This window comes from Nocardioides sp. GCM10027114 (assembly GCF_042659625.1).
Taxonomy (GTDB): domain Bacteria; phylum Actinomycetota; class Actinomycetes; order Propionibacteriales; family Nocardioidaceae; genus Nocardioides.
This window is the reverse complement of record NZ_JBHSSS010000026.1, coordinates 245331-260495: the sequence shown is the minus strand read 5'-3', so window position 1 is coordinate 260495 and position 15165 is coordinate 245331. Positions and strand designations below refer to the sequence as shown.

Sequence of the window (15165 nt, the reverse complement as noted above, 5' to 3'; positions counted from 1 at the left end):
GGCGGTGGTCACCGGTCGACGCCTCCCATCACGGGGTCGATGCTGGCGATGGCGACGATGACGTCGGCGACCATGCCGCCCTCGGACATCACGCTCGTCGCCTGCAGGTTGGTGAACGACGGGTCGCGGAAGTGCGCCCGGAACGGACGGGTGCCGCCGTCGGAGACGACGTGGGCGCCCAGCTCGCCGCGCGGCGACTCGACCGGCACGTAGGCCTGGCCGACCGGCACCCGGAAGCCCTCGGTCACCAGCTTGAAGTGGTGGATCAGCGCCTCCATCGACTCGCCCATGATGTGGCGGATGTGGTCGAGGCTGTTGCCCATGCCGTCGCTGCCGATCGCGAGCTGCGAGGGCCAGGCGATCTTCTTGTCGCCGACCATGACGGGCGCGCCCTCGAGGCCGGCGAGCCGGTCGGCGCACTGCTCGACGATCTTCAGCGACTCGTGCATCTCGTTGAGCCGCACCCGGAACCGCCCGTAGGAATCGGCGGTGTCCCAGGTCTGGACCTCGAAGTCGTACTCCTCGTAGCCGCAGTACGGCTGCGACTTGCGCAGGTCCCACGGGTAGCCGGTGCTGCGGAGCACCGGGCCGGTGAGGCCGAGCGCCATGCAGCCGGCGAGGTCGAGGTGGCCGACGCCCTCGAGGCGGGCCTTGAAGATCGGGTTGGCGTTGCACAGGGCGGCGTACTCGGGCAGCCGCTTCTTCATCAGCGCGATGAAGTCGCGGATCTCGTCGAGCGCGCCCGGCGGCAGGTCCTGCGCGACACCGCCGGGGCGGATGAACGCGTGGTTCATCCGCAGGCCGGTGATCAGCTCGAACAGGTCGAGGACCAGCTCGCGCTCGCGGAAGCCGATGGTCATCACGGTCAGCGCGCCGATCTCCATGCCGCCGGTCGCGATCGCGACGAGGTGGGAGGAGAGGCGGTTGAGCTCCATGAGGAGCACCCGCATGACCTGGGCCTTCTCCGGGATGTCGTCCTCGATGTCGAGAAGCCGCTCGACGCCGAGGGCGTAGGTGGCCTCGTTGTAGAACGGGCTGAGGTAGTCCATCCGGGTGCAGAACGTGGTGCCCTGCACCCAGGTGCGGTACTCCATGTTCTTCTCGATGCCGGTGTGGAGGTAGCCGATGCCGCAGCGGGCCTCGGTGACCGTCTCGCCCTCGAGCTCGAGGATCAGCCGGAGCACGCCGTGGGTGGACGGGTGCTGCGGGCCCATGTTGACGACGACCCGCTCCTCGGCCGCCTCGCCGAGGCCCTCGGTGATCGAGTCCCAGTCCTGGCCGGTGACGGTGAAGACCCGGCCGGCGCTGGTCTCGGCGGAGCCGGCGTAGACGTCCTGCTGGGTCCCCTGCTGGGTGCCGTGGTCGGTGGTGCTCATCAGCTGTACGACCTCCGCTGGTCCGGCGGCGGGACGGTGCCGCCCTTGTACTCGACGGGGATGCCGCCCAGCGGGTAGTCCTTGCGCTGGGGGTGGCCCGGCCAGTCGTCGGGCATGAGGATGCGGGTGAGCGCGGGGTGGCCGTCGAAGACGATCCCGAACATGTCGTAGGTCTCGCGCTCGTGCCAGTCGTTGGTCGGGTAGACCGCGACGATGCTGGGGATGTGGGGGTCGCTGTCGGGGCAGGAGACCTCGAGCCGGATCCGGCGGTTGTGGGTCATCGACAGCAGGTGGTAGACGGCGTGCAGCTCGTGGCCGGTGTCGTCGGGGTAGTGCACCCCGCTGACGCCGGCGCAGAACTCGAAGCGGAGCGCGGCGTCGTCGCGCAGGGTCCGGGCCACGGTCTCGAGGTGCTCGCGGCGGACGTGGAAGGTGATCTCGCCGCGGTGGATGACGACCTTCTCGATCGCTCCGAGGAGGTCGTGCTCGCCGAGCCGCTGCTCGAGGGCGTCGGCGACGTCGTCGAACCAGCCGCCGAACGGGCGCTCGGCGGCGCCGGGGCGGACGATCGGCGCGACCATGCCGCCGTACCCACTGGTGTCGCCGGTGCCGGAGGCGCCGAACATGCCGCGGCGGACGCCGACGGCCTCCTCGGTGCGGGCACCCTCGGGGAGGACCTCGGAGCCGGGCTCGTTCCCGGGCTCGGTGGCGCCGGTGGTCTTCTGGTCGTCGGTCATCGCAGCATGCCTCGCATCTCGGAGGTCGGCAGCGCGTTGAGGCGCTCGGTCTCGAGCTCCTCGATCTGCTTGGCACGGTTGCTGCCGAGCTTGCCGTGCTGCACCTGGTCGTGGAGCTTGAGGATGGCGTCGATGAGCATCTCGGGGCGCGGCGGGCAGCCGGGGAGGTACATGTCGACGGGGACGACGTGGTCGACGCCCTGGACGACCGCGTAGTTGTTGAACATGCCGCCGGAGCTGGCGCACACGCCCATGGCGAGCACCCACTTGGGCTCGGCCATCTGGTCGTAGATCTGCCGGAGCACCGGCGCCATCTTCTGGCTGACCCGGCCGGCGACGATCATCAGGTCGGCCTGGCGGGGGCTGGCCCGGAAGACCTCCATGCCGAAGCGGGCGAGGTCGTACTTCGGGCCGCCGGTCGTCATCATCTCGATGGCGCAGCAGGCGAGACCGAACGTCGCGGGCCAGAAGCTGGCCTTGCGCATGTAGCCGGCCACGCCCTCGACGGTGGTGAGGAGGACGCCGCTCGGGAGCTTCTCTTCGATACCCATGGATCAGTCCCTCGGTCAGTCCCAGTCGAGCCCACCGCGCCGCCACTCGTAGGCGTAGGCGATGGTGATGTTGAAGAGGAAGAGGACGACGGCGACCAGGCCGAACCAGTGGAGCTGGTCGAAGTGGACCGCCCACGGGACGAGGAACATGATCTCGACGTCGAAGATGATGAAGGTCATCGCGACCGTGTAGTACTTCACGGGGAAGCGCCCGCCGCCGAGCGCCTGCGGCGTGGGCTCGATGCCGCACTCGTAGGAGTCCAGCTTGGCCCGGTTGTAGCGCTTGGGGCCCACGGCGGCACTCATGATCACGGAGAAGACCGCGAACCCCGCCGCGAGAAGGGCCAACACCGCGACCGGTGCGTAGAGCTCCATCCCTGTGTCCCTTCGTCTCGCTGCGCGCCCGTCACGCCGTGACCCCGTCGGGGCCGCGGAACCCGCGCCATGGCGGGCCTTGTGACCTTGTGAAGGACTTCACTAAGTGGCGCGGGACACAGTCTAGGGGTCGGTGTGAGCCAGCGCACCCCGGGGGTGGGTGGGTCCGGACGCGACCCGAAACCCCCACTGACCTGCAGATTTAGGGCAGCCGGAGGTTGCGTAATTGGGTCGCGTGCGCCTCAGGCGAAGGCGCGGTGGAGCGCGACGATGCCGCCGGACAGGTTGCGCCACTCGGGGGCGCGCCAGCCGGCCTCCGCCATCATCGCGGCGAGCCCGGCCTGGTCGGGCCAGGCGCGGATCGACTCGGCTAGGTAGACATAGGCGTCCGGGGCGGAGGAGACGGTGCGCGAGATCGCGGGCAGCGCCTTCATGAGGTACTCGAGGTAGACGGTCCGGAACGCCGGGTTGGTCGGGTGGCTGAACTCGCACACCACGATCCGGCCGCCCTGCCGGGTGACCCGGCGCATCTCCCGCAGCCCGGCGGCCGGGTCGACGATGTTGCGCAGCCCGAACGAGATCGTCACCGCGTCGAAGGTGCCGTCGGCGAAGGGCAGCCGGGTGCCGTCGCCCGCCGTGAACGGCAGGTGCGGCCGGGCCTGCTTGCCGACCTGCAGCATGCCGAGGGAGAAGTCGCACGGGACGACCGTGGCGCCGCGCTCGAGGAACGGCTCGCTGGAGGTGCCGGTGCCGGCCGCCAGGTCGAGCACCCGCTCGCCCGGCAGCGGGTCGACCGCTGCGAGCACCTCGCGGCGCCACCGCCGGTCCTGCCCCAGCGACAGCACGTCGTTGGTGACGTCGTACCGCCTCGCCACCGCGTCGAACATGCGGCGGACGTCGGCGGGCTGCTTGTCGAGCTGTGCACGGACCACGCGGGAAGCGTAGTGGGGGCGTGTCTGGGGGTGGTCGGTGCGGGTTGGGCCGGGCCCCGGGTCGCGATCCCCGGATATCCGGGGATTCGTGGTGCCCGCGTGCGCAAGCGCAGGTTCGAAGGGGCCAGGGACCTGCGGTTGCGCACAACTCAGCTGCCGGCGGCGGGCAGGGGGGTCAGCCCGCCTCGCGGTCGAGCCGCGCGAGGTCGCGCGCGTCGAGCCGGTGGTCGAGCAGGATCTCGTCGTGGAAGTGGTGCCAGCCCGGTGGGGGCTCGAGGGTCCAGTCGTCGGGCCGCAGCCACTCCGTGGCCAGCGCCCGTTCCCGGGTGGCGCGCATACGCGCGACCGCGCGCTCGCGGTCCTGCAGGTCACCGCCCACGAGCGTGAAGCACTCCAGCCCGTGCTCGCGGAACGCCTGCTCCCGCCCCAGGTCCCGGAACCGCCGGTCGTCCTGGCGGTGGTCGGCACCGTCGTACTCACCGACCACGCCCAGCCGCGGGTCGAGAAGGTCGGGTACGCCGAGCAGGAGGCCGCCGCGGGAGAAGACCGGCCGGTTGCACAGCGGCCGGCCGAACCCTGCGTCGACCTCCCAGACCAGTCGCATGTCGGTCTCCGGTCGCGAGCGGCTGTGCTCGGAGGCGAGCAGGAGCGCGCTGTCGACGACAGGCGATCCGTCCCAGCCGCGATGCGCTGCCAGGAATGCCGTCATGCGGGCGATGGAGGTGAGCTCGGCGTGAGCCGCCATGTCGCACGCGACCACGGCGTCGCGCAGCGGCAGGGCGCGCATCTCGTCGAAGAGGGCCCGCTCGGGGGTCGTGCACGAGATGCCGTGTCGGCGGGTCCGCTCGTCCTCGGCGAGCCGGTCGCGCCGCGGGGCACTCTCCACGCTGGGCCTGAGGTGGCGACCCGGATCCACCAGGGCGACCGGGCGTCGGGTGCGCCCGTCCCGCTCCAGCCCGTCGAAGAAGTCGCCGCCGAGGAGCAGCAGTGCCGCCCAGCCGGTCACCGCGCCGGCCGGGCCGAGCCTGGCCGCCTGCTCGGCGACGCGCTGCCGGGGGCTCGACGGGTCCACGTCCGCGGGGACGTAGAGACCGTGGGAGCTCTGGCGCCACCGGGGCCCGGCTGCCTGACCCCGTGTCGGGCCCTCCTTGCCGCGGGAGTCGATCCGGACCGGGTGGACCAGAGGGTGCGGTTCCATGGTCCGACCCTGCGTCGACTCGCGGCGCTGCGCCCGCCGTCCGGTTTCGGCTGTGGACCGACAACCCGGCGGAGGTGGGTTGGGGACCGCGCCTGGCCCGAGTTGTGCGCAGGTGCAGGTCCTGGAGCCCCTTCACCCTGCGGATGCGCACACGGACACCACGAATCCCCGGATAGCCGGGGATCGCGACGCCCCCCGGACGCCCCCAAGGTCACGGACCGGTCACGACCGTCGACAGGCGCAACCAAATGCTCGACCTTCGCGTCTTCGTCGTGACACTGGAAGAACCCACCCACCGGGAGACGCGATGAAGGCGCTGCGGATCGCCCTGACGACGCTGGTCGTGACCGCCCTGCTGTGCACGGCGGCGTACGGCGTCGGGCTCGCACTCGCCTACCAGGAGGAGCGCAGCGCAGCGGCAGCGCAGGACCCGGACTCCTCCCCCGGCGACCGAGCCGTCGACCGACCCGGCGCGGACCCCACCCCGACCGCCAGCCCGGAGCCCGAGCCGGAGCCCGACCCGGAGCCGTTCGAGCTCCGCCCGGGCGACCGCGGCAAGAAGGTGCGTGAGCTGCAGTCGCGGCTGTTCCAGCTCGCGTGGTTCCCCGAGCTCACCACCGGCCGGTACGACGCGGCGACCCGCGACGCGGTCGCCGGCTTCCAGGCCAAGCGCGGGTTCAGGGCGTCGGGCGTCACCGACGAGCGGACCTGGCGCCGGCTGGTGGCGATGACCCAGCGGCCGACCCGCGACCAGCTGCTCAACGTGCTCCACCCCGGGCCGCGGCTGCTCGGCGCCGGCGACACCGGTCCCGAGGTCCGCGACCTGCAGGCCCGCCTGAAGGCGATCGCCTGGATCAGCGGCGACGTCACCGGCACGTTCGACCCGACCACGGTGGCGGCCGTCCGCGGCTTCCAGGCCAAGCGGGAGATCCCGGTGACCGGCGAGGTCGACCAGCGCACCCTCGACCGGCTGCACGCCATGACGGTCGCGCCGACGTACGAGCAGATGCACAACATCGTGCCGAAGCCCGGCGGCCTCGACCCGCGCTGCACCACCGGCCGGGTGCTGTGCGTCGACAAGTCCACCAACAGCCTGCGCTGGGTCGTCGACGGCCGCGTGCTGCGGACCTTCGACGTCCGGTTCGGCTCCGACGAGATGCCGACGCGTGAGGGCGCGTTCAGCGTGTTCGCCAAGTCCCGCGACCACGTCTCGAGCCTCTACGACACCTCGATGCCCTTCGCGATGTTCTTCTCGGGCGGCCAGGCGGTGCACTACTCCCCCGACTTCGCGTCGGTCGGCTACAGCGGCGCCTCCCACGGGTGCGTCAACGTCCGCGACTACGCGGGCATCGCCGCGCTCTTCGACGAGGTCCGGATCGGGGACCGGGTGGTCGTCTACTGGTCCTGACCCGGGTCGACCCCGCGTCCGGGGGCGGTCTCCGGTCGCGGGGCGTTGGGACCGCGGGCGTAGGCTGGCGCCTCGTGACGACCAGCGCGACCCCGGCGGGACAGGCCAGTCCCCTCGTCGCGCGCACCGTCCCCCTCGACCTCGACGAGGCCGCGGCGCTGCTGGACCTGCTGCCCGACGACGAGCCGGTCAGCTGGCTGCGCCGGGGTGAGGGGCTGGTCGGCTGGGGCGTCGCCGCTCGCATCCGCACGTCCGGCCCCGGCCGGTTCGCCGACGCCGACGCGTGGTGGTCGCAGGCGACCGCGCACGCCGTGGTCCGCGACGAGGTCGCCGAGCCCGGCACCGGCCTGGTCTGCTTCGGCTCCTTCGCGTTCGCCGACGAGCCCGGCGACTCGGTGCTGACGGTGCCGCAGGTGGTCGTCGGCCGTCGCGGCCGCACCGCCTGGCTCACCACGATCGCGCGCGGCGGGCTCGCCATGCCCGACCGCCGGCAGGCGCTCAGCGTGGCGGAGCCGCCCACGCCGCCCGGCGAGGTGAGCTTCGCCGACGGCTCGCTCAACGGCGAGCAGTGGATGTCCGTGGTGGCGGACGCGGTGGCCCGGATCGGCCGCGGCGACCTCGAGAAGGTCGTCCTGGCGCGTGACCTCGTCGCCACCGCCGCAGGGCCGGTCGACGTCCGCTGGCCGCTGCGCCGGCTGGCCGAGGACTACCCCATGTGCTGGACGTTCCACGTCGACGGCATGTTCGGCGCCACCCCGGAGATGCTGGTCCGTCGCGAGCGCGGCCTGGTCACCTCCCGCGTGCTCGCCGGCACCATCCGGCGTACCGGTCACGACGAGCGCGACCTCGCCCTCGCGGCGGCGCTCGCCCGCTCCTCCAAGGACCTCGAGGAGCACGAGTACGCCGTCCGCTCGGTCGCCGACGCGCTCGAGCCGCACTGCTCGTCGATGAACGTGCCCGAGGCGCCGTTCGTGCTGCACCTGCCGAACGTGATGCACCTGGCGACGGACGTGGCCGGCGTGGTCCACGACGCCGGCGAGGTGTCGTCGCTGCAGCTGGCCGAGGCGCTCCACCCGTCGGCCGCCGTCGGCGGCACCCCGACGCCGGTCGCGACCGCGCTCATCACGGAGATCGAGCAGCTCGACCGCGGCCGTTACGCCGGCCCGGTCGGCTGGATGGACGCCGCCGGCGACGGCGAGTGGGGCCTGGCGCTGCGGTCGGCCCACGTCGAGGGCAGCTCGGTGCGGCTCTACGCCGGCTGCGGCATCGTCGGCGACTCCGACCCGGAGGCTGAGCTGGCCGAGTCGCAGGCGAAGTTCGTGCCGGTGCGCGACGCCCTCGGCGGCTCCTGAGCCCCGCGGACCGCGCCACCAGGGGCGCTCAGAGGTCGGCGCCGTCGGGGATCCGGGCGTAGGCCAGTCCCTCCTTCGGCAGGAACGTGTTCATGTGCCCGTCGACGATCCCGAGCCCCGCCTCGGAGTAGACCCGGTCGTGGATGGCGAGGTTGCGGGACGCCCGCACCTCCCGGGCGAAGTCGATGGCCTCGGCCGCGCGCATCCACGGCGCGCACACCGGCACGCACAGCACGTCGACGGCCTCGCCGGGCGGCGTCAGCGCGTCCCCCGGGTGGTAGACCCGCTGCTCGCCGGCGGTCACGACGTACCCGCTGTTGTGGAAGCGCCGGAGCTCGGGGTGGATCACCGCGTGAAGCTCGCCGACCACCCGCACCGGCATCCCCGCGACCAGCTCCTCGCCGGGCGCGACCACGGTGACCCGCTCGGCCACGTCGGGGGCGTCCTCGCGGATCCGGGCGGCGACGTCGGCGATGGTGAGCACCGGGGCGTCGGTGGCGCGCAGGTGGTCCGGCAGGTAGTGGTCGGGGTGCTCGTGGGTGATCAGCACCGCGTCCGCGCCGTCGACGGCCTCCCGCTCCGTGAAGACACCGGGGTCGATCACAACGGCGACCCCGTCGTGCTCGATGCGGACGCACGCGTGGCCGAACTTCGTGATGCGCATGTTCCCACCGTAGAGCGGTTTCCGGCTCCGCGGCAGCGTCGCGCAGGCAGGCTCCCGACCTCGGCGGGGACGGCGCCGCTTGGTACCCTGACGCCGCCCGCGACCGGCCCGACCGCCGGCCTGGCGCACCACGTCTCGGAGGAAGCACCATGGCCCGCGTCTCGCCACCGTCGGCCTCGTCCCGGTCCGCCGCCCAGGCCCGTCTGCGGGCCCTCGCCGCACCGGCCGGGTCCCTCGGCCGCCTCGGCGACCTCGCCGTCTGGCTCTCGTCGGTCCAGGGCCAGGTCCCGCCCCGCCACCTCGGCAACGTCCGGCTGGTCGTCTTCGCCGGCGACCACGGCGTCGCCCGCCACGGCGTCTCCGCGTACCCGCCCGCGCTGACCGCGGCGATGGTGCGCACCATGGTCCAGGGCCGGGCGGCGGTGAACGCGCTGGCGGCCGAGAACGGCGTCCGGCTCCGCGTGCTGGACCTCGGCGTCGACGCCGACCTCGACGACCTGCCCCTCGCCGTACGCCGGTTCAAGGTGCGTCGCGGCACCCGGCCGATCCACCTCGAGGACGCGATGACGCCGATGGAGACCCGCAAGGCGCTCGCCGCGGGCTCGGCGGCCGCCCTCGACGAGATCGCCGGGGGCGCACAGCTGCTGCTGACCGGCGACCTCGGGGTCGGCAACAGCACGCCCGCCGCGGCGCTGGTCGGCGCCCTGCTGGGGCTCCCCGGCTACGAGGTGGCCAGCCGCGGCACCGGCGCCGACGAGGTCGCGGCGGCCCGGCGGACGAAGATCATCGACCGGGCGCTGGTCCGGGCGGGCGGCCGCGCCCACGACCCGGTCGACGCGCTGGCCGCGCTCGGCGGCCCCGATCTCGCGGCCACGACCGGCTTCCTCGCCACCGCGGCGGAGGCCGGCGTCCCGGTGCTGCTCGACGGGCTGGTCTCCGTGGCGTGCGCGATGCTCGCCGACCGGATGCGGCCGGGCGCGGCCGCCTGGTTCGTCGCCGGCCACCGCTCCACCGAGCCCGCCCAGTCGTTCGCACTGGCCCGGCTGGGGCTGGAGCCCGTGCTCGACCTCGACCTGCGCGTCGGGGACGGCAGCGGCGCGGTCGCGGCCGTCCCGATGCTGCGCAGCGCCGGCCGGCTGCTGCGCGACGTCGCGCTGCTCTCCGAGCTCGCCACCGGCTGACTCCCACTGATATCCGGGTGCGGCCGGACCGGCCGCTCGAACACAATCACGGAATGCTCGACGCCGCACTCTCCGGACTCGTCACGGGGTGGGCGATCGCCGTGCCGATCGGCGCAGTCGGCGTGCTGCTGGTCTCGGTGACGGCCCGCACCTCCTGGCGCGTCGGGGCCTCGGCGGCACTCGGCATCGCCACGGTCGACGGGGCCTACGCCACCGTCGCGGTGCTCGGTGGTGCCGCGGCCGCCGCACTGCTGGCGCCGGTCGCCGAGCCGCTGCGGCTCGTCTCGGCGGCGGTGCTGCTGGTGATCGCCGCGCTCACCGCCTGGCACGCGGTGGCCCGCGCCCAGCGTGGTCCGGCTCCGGGCCGCACGCCGACGCTGGGCCCCGGTCGCGCCTACGGGCTGTTCCTCGGGCTCACCGCGGTGAACCCGACCACGGTCGTCTACTTCGCCGCGATCGTGCTCGCCAACCGCGCCCTCGTCGCGGGGCCGGCCGAGGCGACCGTCTTCGTCGTGGCGGCGTTCGCCGCCTCCGCCTCCTGGCAGCTCGCCCTGGCCGGCGGCGGGGCCGGCCTCGGCCGGGCGCTGACCACCCCGCGCGGCCGACTCGCCACCGGGCTCGTCTCCGCGGCCGTCATCGCCGGGCTCGCCGTCCACACGGTGCTGCGGTGACCGCGGCCGACCGGCCGGACGATCGCGGGGCAGCCGTCCTCCGCGGGGCCACCACCGACGACGCGGAGCGGCTGACCGACCTCCACCTCGACTGCTGGGACGACGCGTACGCCGGGCTGGTGCCCGCCGACCTGCTCGCGCAGCGGCGGGTCGACCGCGCGGCGCGGGTCGAGCAGTGGCGGGCGATCCTGGCGAGCGGCCGCAGCCCCCTGGTCGCGGAGGCGCCGGACGGGCGGGGTGGGATGCGGCTGGTGGGCTTCGCGAGCAGCGGCCCGGCCCGGGACGAGGACGCCCCCGCCCCCGAGGAGCTCTACGCGCTCTACGTGCGGGCCGCCTGGTGGGGGCGCGGTGTCGGCCACGCGCTGCTGACGGCCGCGCTCGGCGACCGGGCGGCGTACCTCTGGGTGCTGGCGGGCAACGAGCGGGCGGTCGCGTTCTACGAGCGCCAGGGGTTCCGCGCGGACGGCGCCACCGTGGAGGGGCCGGAGGGCCGGGACGTTCGGATGCGTCGCGGCGGCTGACGCCCGACTGGACCACGCCGCAATCCGATTGCCGCGAATAGCACGACCGTTCTATTCTTGGTGCATGACCAAGGGCGACGACACCCGGCGGGCGATCCTCGACGAGGCGCTCGACCTGGCGTCGCGCGTCGGGTTCGACGGCCTGACGATCGGCGTCCTCGCCGAGCAGACCGGGATGAGCAAGAGCGGGCTCTTCGCCCACTTCCGCTCCAAGGAGCAGCTCCAGCTCCAGACGCTCGCGCACGGCCGCCAGCGGTTCATCGACACCACGGTCCGGCCGGCGCTCGAGGTTCCCCGCGGCGAGAAGCGGCTGCGCGAGCTCTTCGACCGGTGGCTCGTGTGGGAGACCGAGGTCGTCCCCGGCGGCTGCATCTTCATCGCCGGCTCCGTGGAGTTCGACGACCAGCCAGGCCCGATGCGCGACGCGCTCGCACGCGACCAGGACGACTGGGTCGACTCGATCGCGATCATGGCGGGGGCCGCGGTGAGCGCCGGCGACTTCCGCGCCGACCTCGACGTGCAGCAGTTCGCGTTCGACTTCCAGGCGATCACCCTCGCCTACAACCACTTCGCCCGGCTGCTGCGCGACGAGCGCGCCGCCGACCGGGCGCGCGTCTCCTTCGAGGCGCTCCTCGACCGCGCTCGGGCGCACTGACCGCTCCCCGCTCCACCGAGAACCCCCGAAAGGCACCACCACCATGACCGCTCCCTCCACTCAGAAAAGCACGATCGTTCGTGCCCGCCGCGCGCTGCAGCGCGCGTCACTGCGAGCCCTCGACGTCGCCGCCCCCGGCCGCGCGGCACGGTCGCTGCGGGACCTGTGGTTCCGCGTGCCGCCGGTCGAGCCGGCGGCGGCGCTGCCCACCGGTGGCGAGTCCTTCGCCGTCGAGGTGCGGGGCGCCACGGTGCGCGGCACCGTCTTCACGCCCCGCGGCGCAGACGAGGGCGAGGCCGACGCGCCGGTCGTCTACCTCGTCCACGGCTGGGGCGGCCGCGGCAGCCAGCTCTCCTCGTTCGTCGAGCCGCTGGTCGCCACCGGGCACCGGGTCGTGCTGTACGACGCCCTCTCCCACGGCGACTCCGACCCCGGACAGTACGGCCGCCGGCTCACCCACGGCGTCGAGATCGGGCACGCCCTCGACGCGGTGTTCGCCCGGTTCGGCCCGGCGGAGGCCGTGGTCGCGCACTCGATGGGCGCGATCGCGACCTACCTGGCGCTCCGGTTCGGCTGGCTCGGCAGCGGGCGGCTGGTGCTCGTCGCGCCGATGGTCGAGACCGTCCCGCTGCTGGACATGTTCCAGCAGGCGGTGGGCTTCGGCGCCCGCACCCGGCGCGCGTTCGACCGGGAGGTCGAGCGCTTCGTGGGCGTTCCCCTCGAGGAGTTCGACGCCGTCGTCCAGGCTCGCCACACCGACCCGCTGCCGACGCTCGTCGTCGCCGACCCGGGCGACCGGCAGGCGCCGTACGCCGCGGTCGAGCGGCTCGCAGCCGCCCTGCCGGACGCCCGGCTGGTCACGACCGAGGGTCTCGGCCACCGCCGGATCCTGCGCGACCCGGCGGTGGTGGCCGAGGTGGTCGGCTTCGTCGTCGGCGCGCGGGACGAAGCGGTCGCCTGACCTTCGCCGGGGCCGGCCTCAGGGACGCAGCGACCGGATCCGCTGGTCGAGGTCGCGGCGGTTGTCGCGCCTCACCGCGACCTCGACCACCTCCAGGCCGCCGTTCGGCGAGCCGAGCGCGTGCTCGAGCTCGACCAGCGACTCCACCCGCCAGTGGGGCGTCCGGGTCGCCGCGCACAGGCTCGCGACGTCGACGCCGTGCGGCGTGCCGAAGAGCCGGTCGAAGCGATCGGCGAACGGCGCGTCCCCCTGCTCGAGCATCGCGAAGATCGACCCACCGTCGTCGTTGACGACCACGATGGTCAGGTCGGGGCGCGGCTCGTCGGGGCCGAGCACGAGGCCGTTGCTGTCGTGCAGGAACGTCACGTCGCCGAGCAGCGCGATGCTGCGGCTGCTCCGGGGGCGCCCGAGCGCGGCGCCGATCGCGGACGAGACGACGCCGTCGATGCCGGAGAGGCCGCGGTTGGCCACCACCTTGCGCCGGTCGCCGACGGCGTAGCGGGCGACCATCAGGTCGAGGTCGCGGATCGGGCTGGAGGCGCCGACGTACAACAGCCCGCCGGGAGGTACGGCGCGGCTCACGACGCCGGCGACGCCGTGCGGCGTGGTGCCCTCGCGGGCGAGCAGCGCGTCGAGCTGGCGGGCCAGCGAGGCGTCGGCAGTGCGCCACTCCTCCATCCAGCCGCTGGTGTCGTCAGCGTCGACCGTGGCCCGTTCGAAGGTCGCGTCGACCCGGAACGGGCGGTCGGCCCACACCCCGGGCGCGGGTCCGGCGAGCACCTCGACACTGTCGCGGCCGAGCAGTCGGGTGACTGGACGCGACAGTGTCGGGTGGCCCATCACCACCACCCGCTCGATGCGGCGGCCGAGGTCGCCGTCGAGGAGCAGCCGGTAGCAGCGCAGCGCGTGGCCGCCGGTGCGGGAGCCGCTGGTGGGCTCGGCCAGCAGCGGCCAGTTGCCGTGCTCGGCGAGGATCCGCGCCGGCGGGCCGGCGTCGTCGCCGGCGACGACCACGGTCCGGGGCGCGTCCGCGCCACCTCGCAGGGCCAGCTCCGCCACCTCGGCGGGCCAGCCCTGCCCGCTCGCGGGGGCGGGGGGCTCCGTCGGGCGCTCGACGTCGGGGGTCCAGCGGCCCTCGGGGACGAGCGGCTCGTCGAGCCTGACGTTGAGGTGGACCGGGCCGGGACCGTCGGCGACCGCGATCCCGCCGGCGTCGTGCGCGACGTCGGTGGTGGTGACCAGCGGCCCGAAGATCCCGACCTGGTCGGTGGTCTGGTTGGCGCCGGTGCCGCGCAGCCGCGCGGGCCGGTCGGCGGTCAGGACGACCAGCGGCACCCCGGCGTGGGCCGCCTCGAGAACGGCCGGGTGGAGGTTCGCGACGGCGGTGCCGGACGTGCAGACGACCGCCGCGCGGGCGCCGACCTTGGTCAGCCCGAGCGCGAGGAAGCCCGCCGAGCGCTCGTCGACCCGGGTGTGCAGCCGCAGCAGCCCGGCCTGCGCCGCGTCGTACGCCGCGAAGGCGAGCGGGGCGTTGCGCGACCCCGGGGCCAGCACCACCTCGGTGACGCCGGCACGGACCGCCGCCTCGACGACGCGGCGCGCGAGCTCGGTCGACGGGTTGGTCACGACCGGTGATCCTGCCGCAGCGCCCGCACCTCGGCCAGCCGGGCCTCCCACGCGGCCACCCGGTCGGGCGGAGCGGCGAGCCTGGCCAGGGCGTCCTCGTCGACGGCCGGGCCGCCGACCGGGCCGACCGGTAGCGCACCGTCGACGGGCAGCAACGATGCGCGGGCGACGTCGTCGGTGAGCAGCTGGACGGTCGCCAACCCGCACGCGTACGGCAGCTCGGGCAGCGCGGCCGCCAGCGCGACACCGGCGGCGATGCCGACGGAGGTCTCGAGGGCCGACGACACGACCACGGGAAGCCCGATGTCCTCGGCGATCTGCAGGCAGGCCCGCACCCCGCCCAGCGGCTGCACCTTCAGCACTGCCACGTCGGCGGCCTCGAGGTCGCGCACCCGGTAGGGGTCGGCCGCCCGCCGGATCGACTCGTCGGCCGCGACCGGCACGTCGACCGCCCGGCGCACCGCGGCGAGCTCCTCGACCGTGGCGCAGGGCTGCTCGACGTACTCCAGCCCGCCGGCCGCGCGGTCGAGCGCGCGCACCGCCGCGACCGCCTCGTCGACGTCCCAGCCGCCGTTGGCGTCGACCCGGACCCGGCCGGCCGGGCCGAGGGCGTCGCGCACCGCCTCAAGGCGGGCGACGTCGTCGCCGAGCGCCTGACCGGGCTCAGCCACCTTGACCTTGGCGGTGGTGCAGCCGCCGGCGGCGACGATGGCGTGGGCCCGCTCCGGCCCGACGGCCGGCACGGTCACGTTGACCGGCACCCGCTCACGGATCGGCGCCGGCCAGTCGCCGGTCGCGGCCTCCTCGGCGCAGCGCAGCCAGGGCTCGGCGACCTCGGGCGGGTACTCCAGGAAGGGGCTCCACTCCCCCCAGCCCGGCTCGCCCGAGGGGAGGGTCCGGCGCAGCAGAACGCCCTCGCGGACCGTGATGCCGCGGAAACGCGTCCGCATCCGGACC

The 15165-nt window shown here is 74.2% G+C and carries 16 protein-coding genes; 7 read left to right on the top strand and 9 right to left on the bottom strand.

From position 1 onward, the window contains the following. Nucleotides 1-8: 8 nt before the first annotated feature. From ACFP2E_RS15640 to ACFP2E_RS15615, 6 genes are all read right to left on the bottom strand, one after another. Nucleotides 9-1376 carry an NADH-quinone oxidoreductase subunit D gene (locus ACFP2E_RS15640; protein WP_378523735.1) on the bottom strand — a complete coding sequence of 456 codons (1368 nt, stop codon included), beginning with the start codon at nt 1374-1376 and terminating at the stop codon, nt 9-11. After that, nucleotides 1376-2113: an NADH-quinone oxidoreductase subunit C gene (locus ACFP2E_RS15635; RefSeq protein ID WP_378523734.1), complete on the bottom strand. Its 738-nt coding sequence runs from the start codon at nt 2111-2113 to the stop codon at nt 1376-1378. The genes ACFP2E_RS15640 and ACFP2E_RS15635 overlap by 1 nt, the downstream gene beginning before the upstream one ends. Then, nucleotides 2110-2664 (bottom strand): NuoB/complex I 20 kDa subunit family protein, encoded by a 555-nt coding sequence (locus ACFP2E_RS15630; protein WP_378523733.1) that lies wholly within the window; start codon nt 2662-2664, stop codon nt 2110-2112. Before ACFP2E_RS15630 ends, ACFP2E_RS15635 begins: the two co-directional genes overlap by 4 nt. A gap of 15 nt (nt 2665-2679) precedes the next feature. Beyond that, nucleotides 2680-3039: an NADH-quinone oxidoreductase subunit A gene (locus ACFP2E_RS15625; RefSeq protein ID WP_378523732.1), complete on the bottom strand. Its 360-nt coding sequence runs from the start codon at nt 3037-3039 to the stop codon at nt 2680-2682. Nucleotides 3040-3281: 242 nt separating this feature from the next. Next, nucleotides 3282-3971, bottom strand: coding sequence for a demethylmenaquinone methyltransferase (locus ACFP2E_RS15620; RefSeq protein ID WP_378523731.1), 690 nt, complete (start codon nt 3969-3971; stop codon nt 3282-3284). 175 nt (nt 3972-4146) lie between these two features. Beyond that, on the bottom strand, nt 4147-5169 hold the full coding sequence (locus ACFP2E_RS15615) for a hypothetical protein (protein ID WP_378523730.1): 1023 nt from the start codon (nt 5167-5169) through the stop codon (nt 4147-4149). A gap of 307 nt (nt 5170-5476) precedes the next feature. On the opposite strand from ACFP2E_RS15615, the gene ACFP2E_RS15610 reads away from it, so the two are divergent. Both ACFP2E_RS15610 and ACFP2E_RS15605 read left to right on the top strand, forming a co-directional pair. Further along, a complete protein-coding gene (locus ACFP2E_RS15610; RefSeq protein WP_378523729.1) occupies nt 5477-6577 on the top strand; it encodes a peptidoglycan-binding protein in 1101 nt (366 codons plus the stop codon). 74 nt (nt 6578-6651) lie between these two features. Further along, a complete protein-coding gene (locus ACFP2E_RS15605) occupies nt 6652-7929 on the top strand; it encodes an isochorismate synthase MenF (RefSeq protein ID WP_378523728.1) in 1278 nt (425 codons plus the stop codon). A gap of 28 nt (nt 7930-7957) precedes the next feature. Here ACFP2E_RS15605 and ACFP2E_RS15600 read toward each other — a convergent pair whose 3' ends face one another. Further along, entirely contained in the window at nt 7958-8593 is a 636-nt protein-coding gene (locus ACFP2E_RS15600; protein ID WP_378523727.1) for an MBL fold metallo-hydrolase, read from the bottom strand. A 149-nt stretch (nt 8594-8742) separates the two neighbouring features. Between ACFP2E_RS15600 and cobT the strand changes: the two genes are divergently transcribed. From cobT to ACFP2E_RS15575, 5 genes are all read left to right on the top strand, one after another. Further along, entirely contained in the window at nt 8743-9774 is a 1032-nt protein-coding gene (gene cobT, locus ACFP2E_RS15595; protein ID WP_378523726.1) for a nicotinate-nucleotide--dimethylbenzimidazole phosphoribosyltransferase, read from the top strand. 53 nt (nt 9775-9827) lie between these two features. Continuing rightward, nucleotides 9828-10445 carry a LysE family transporter gene (locus tag ACFP2E_RS15590; RefSeq protein ID WP_378523725.1) on the top strand — a complete coding sequence of 206 codons (618 nt, stop codon included), beginning with the start codon at nt 9828-9830 and terminating at the stop codon, nt 10443-10445. Then, entirely contained in the window at nt 10442-10966 is a 525-nt protein-coding gene (locus ACFP2E_RS15585) for a GNAT family N-acetyltransferase (protein ID WP_378523724.1), read from the top strand. The genes ACFP2E_RS15590 and ACFP2E_RS15585 overlap by 4 nt, the downstream gene beginning before the upstream one ends. 64 nt (nt 10967-11030) lie before the next feature. Further along, a complete protein-coding gene (locus ACFP2E_RS15580) occupies nt 11031-11621 on the top strand; it encodes a TetR/AcrR family transcriptional regulator (protein WP_378523723.1) in 591 nt (196 codons plus the stop codon). Between the two features lie 43 nt (nt 11622-11664). Then, nucleotides 11665-12582, top strand: coding sequence for an alpha/beta fold hydrolase (locus ACFP2E_RS15575; RefSeq protein ID WP_378523722.1), 918 nt, complete (start codon nt 11665-11667; stop codon nt 12580-12582). Between the two features lie 18 nt (nt 12583-12600). On the opposite strand, the gene menD is transcribed toward ACFP2E_RS15575, so the two are convergent. Continuing rightward, nucleotides 12601-14208: a 2-succinyl-5-enolpyruvyl-6-hydroxy-3-cyclohexene-1-carboxylic-acid synthase gene (gene menD / locus ACFP2E_RS15570; protein WP_378523721.1), complete on the bottom strand. Its 1608-nt coding sequence runs from the start codon at nt 14206-14208 to the stop codon at nt 12601-12603. Further along, nucleotides 14205-15158 (bottom strand): o-succinylbenzoate synthase, encoded by a 954-nt coding sequence (locus ACFP2E_RS15565; protein WP_378524172.1) that lies wholly within the window; start codon nt 15156-15158, stop codon nt 14205-14207. The genes menD and ACFP2E_RS15565 overlap by 4 nt, the downstream gene beginning before the upstream one ends. Nucleotides 15159-15165 lie beyond the last annotated feature (7 nt).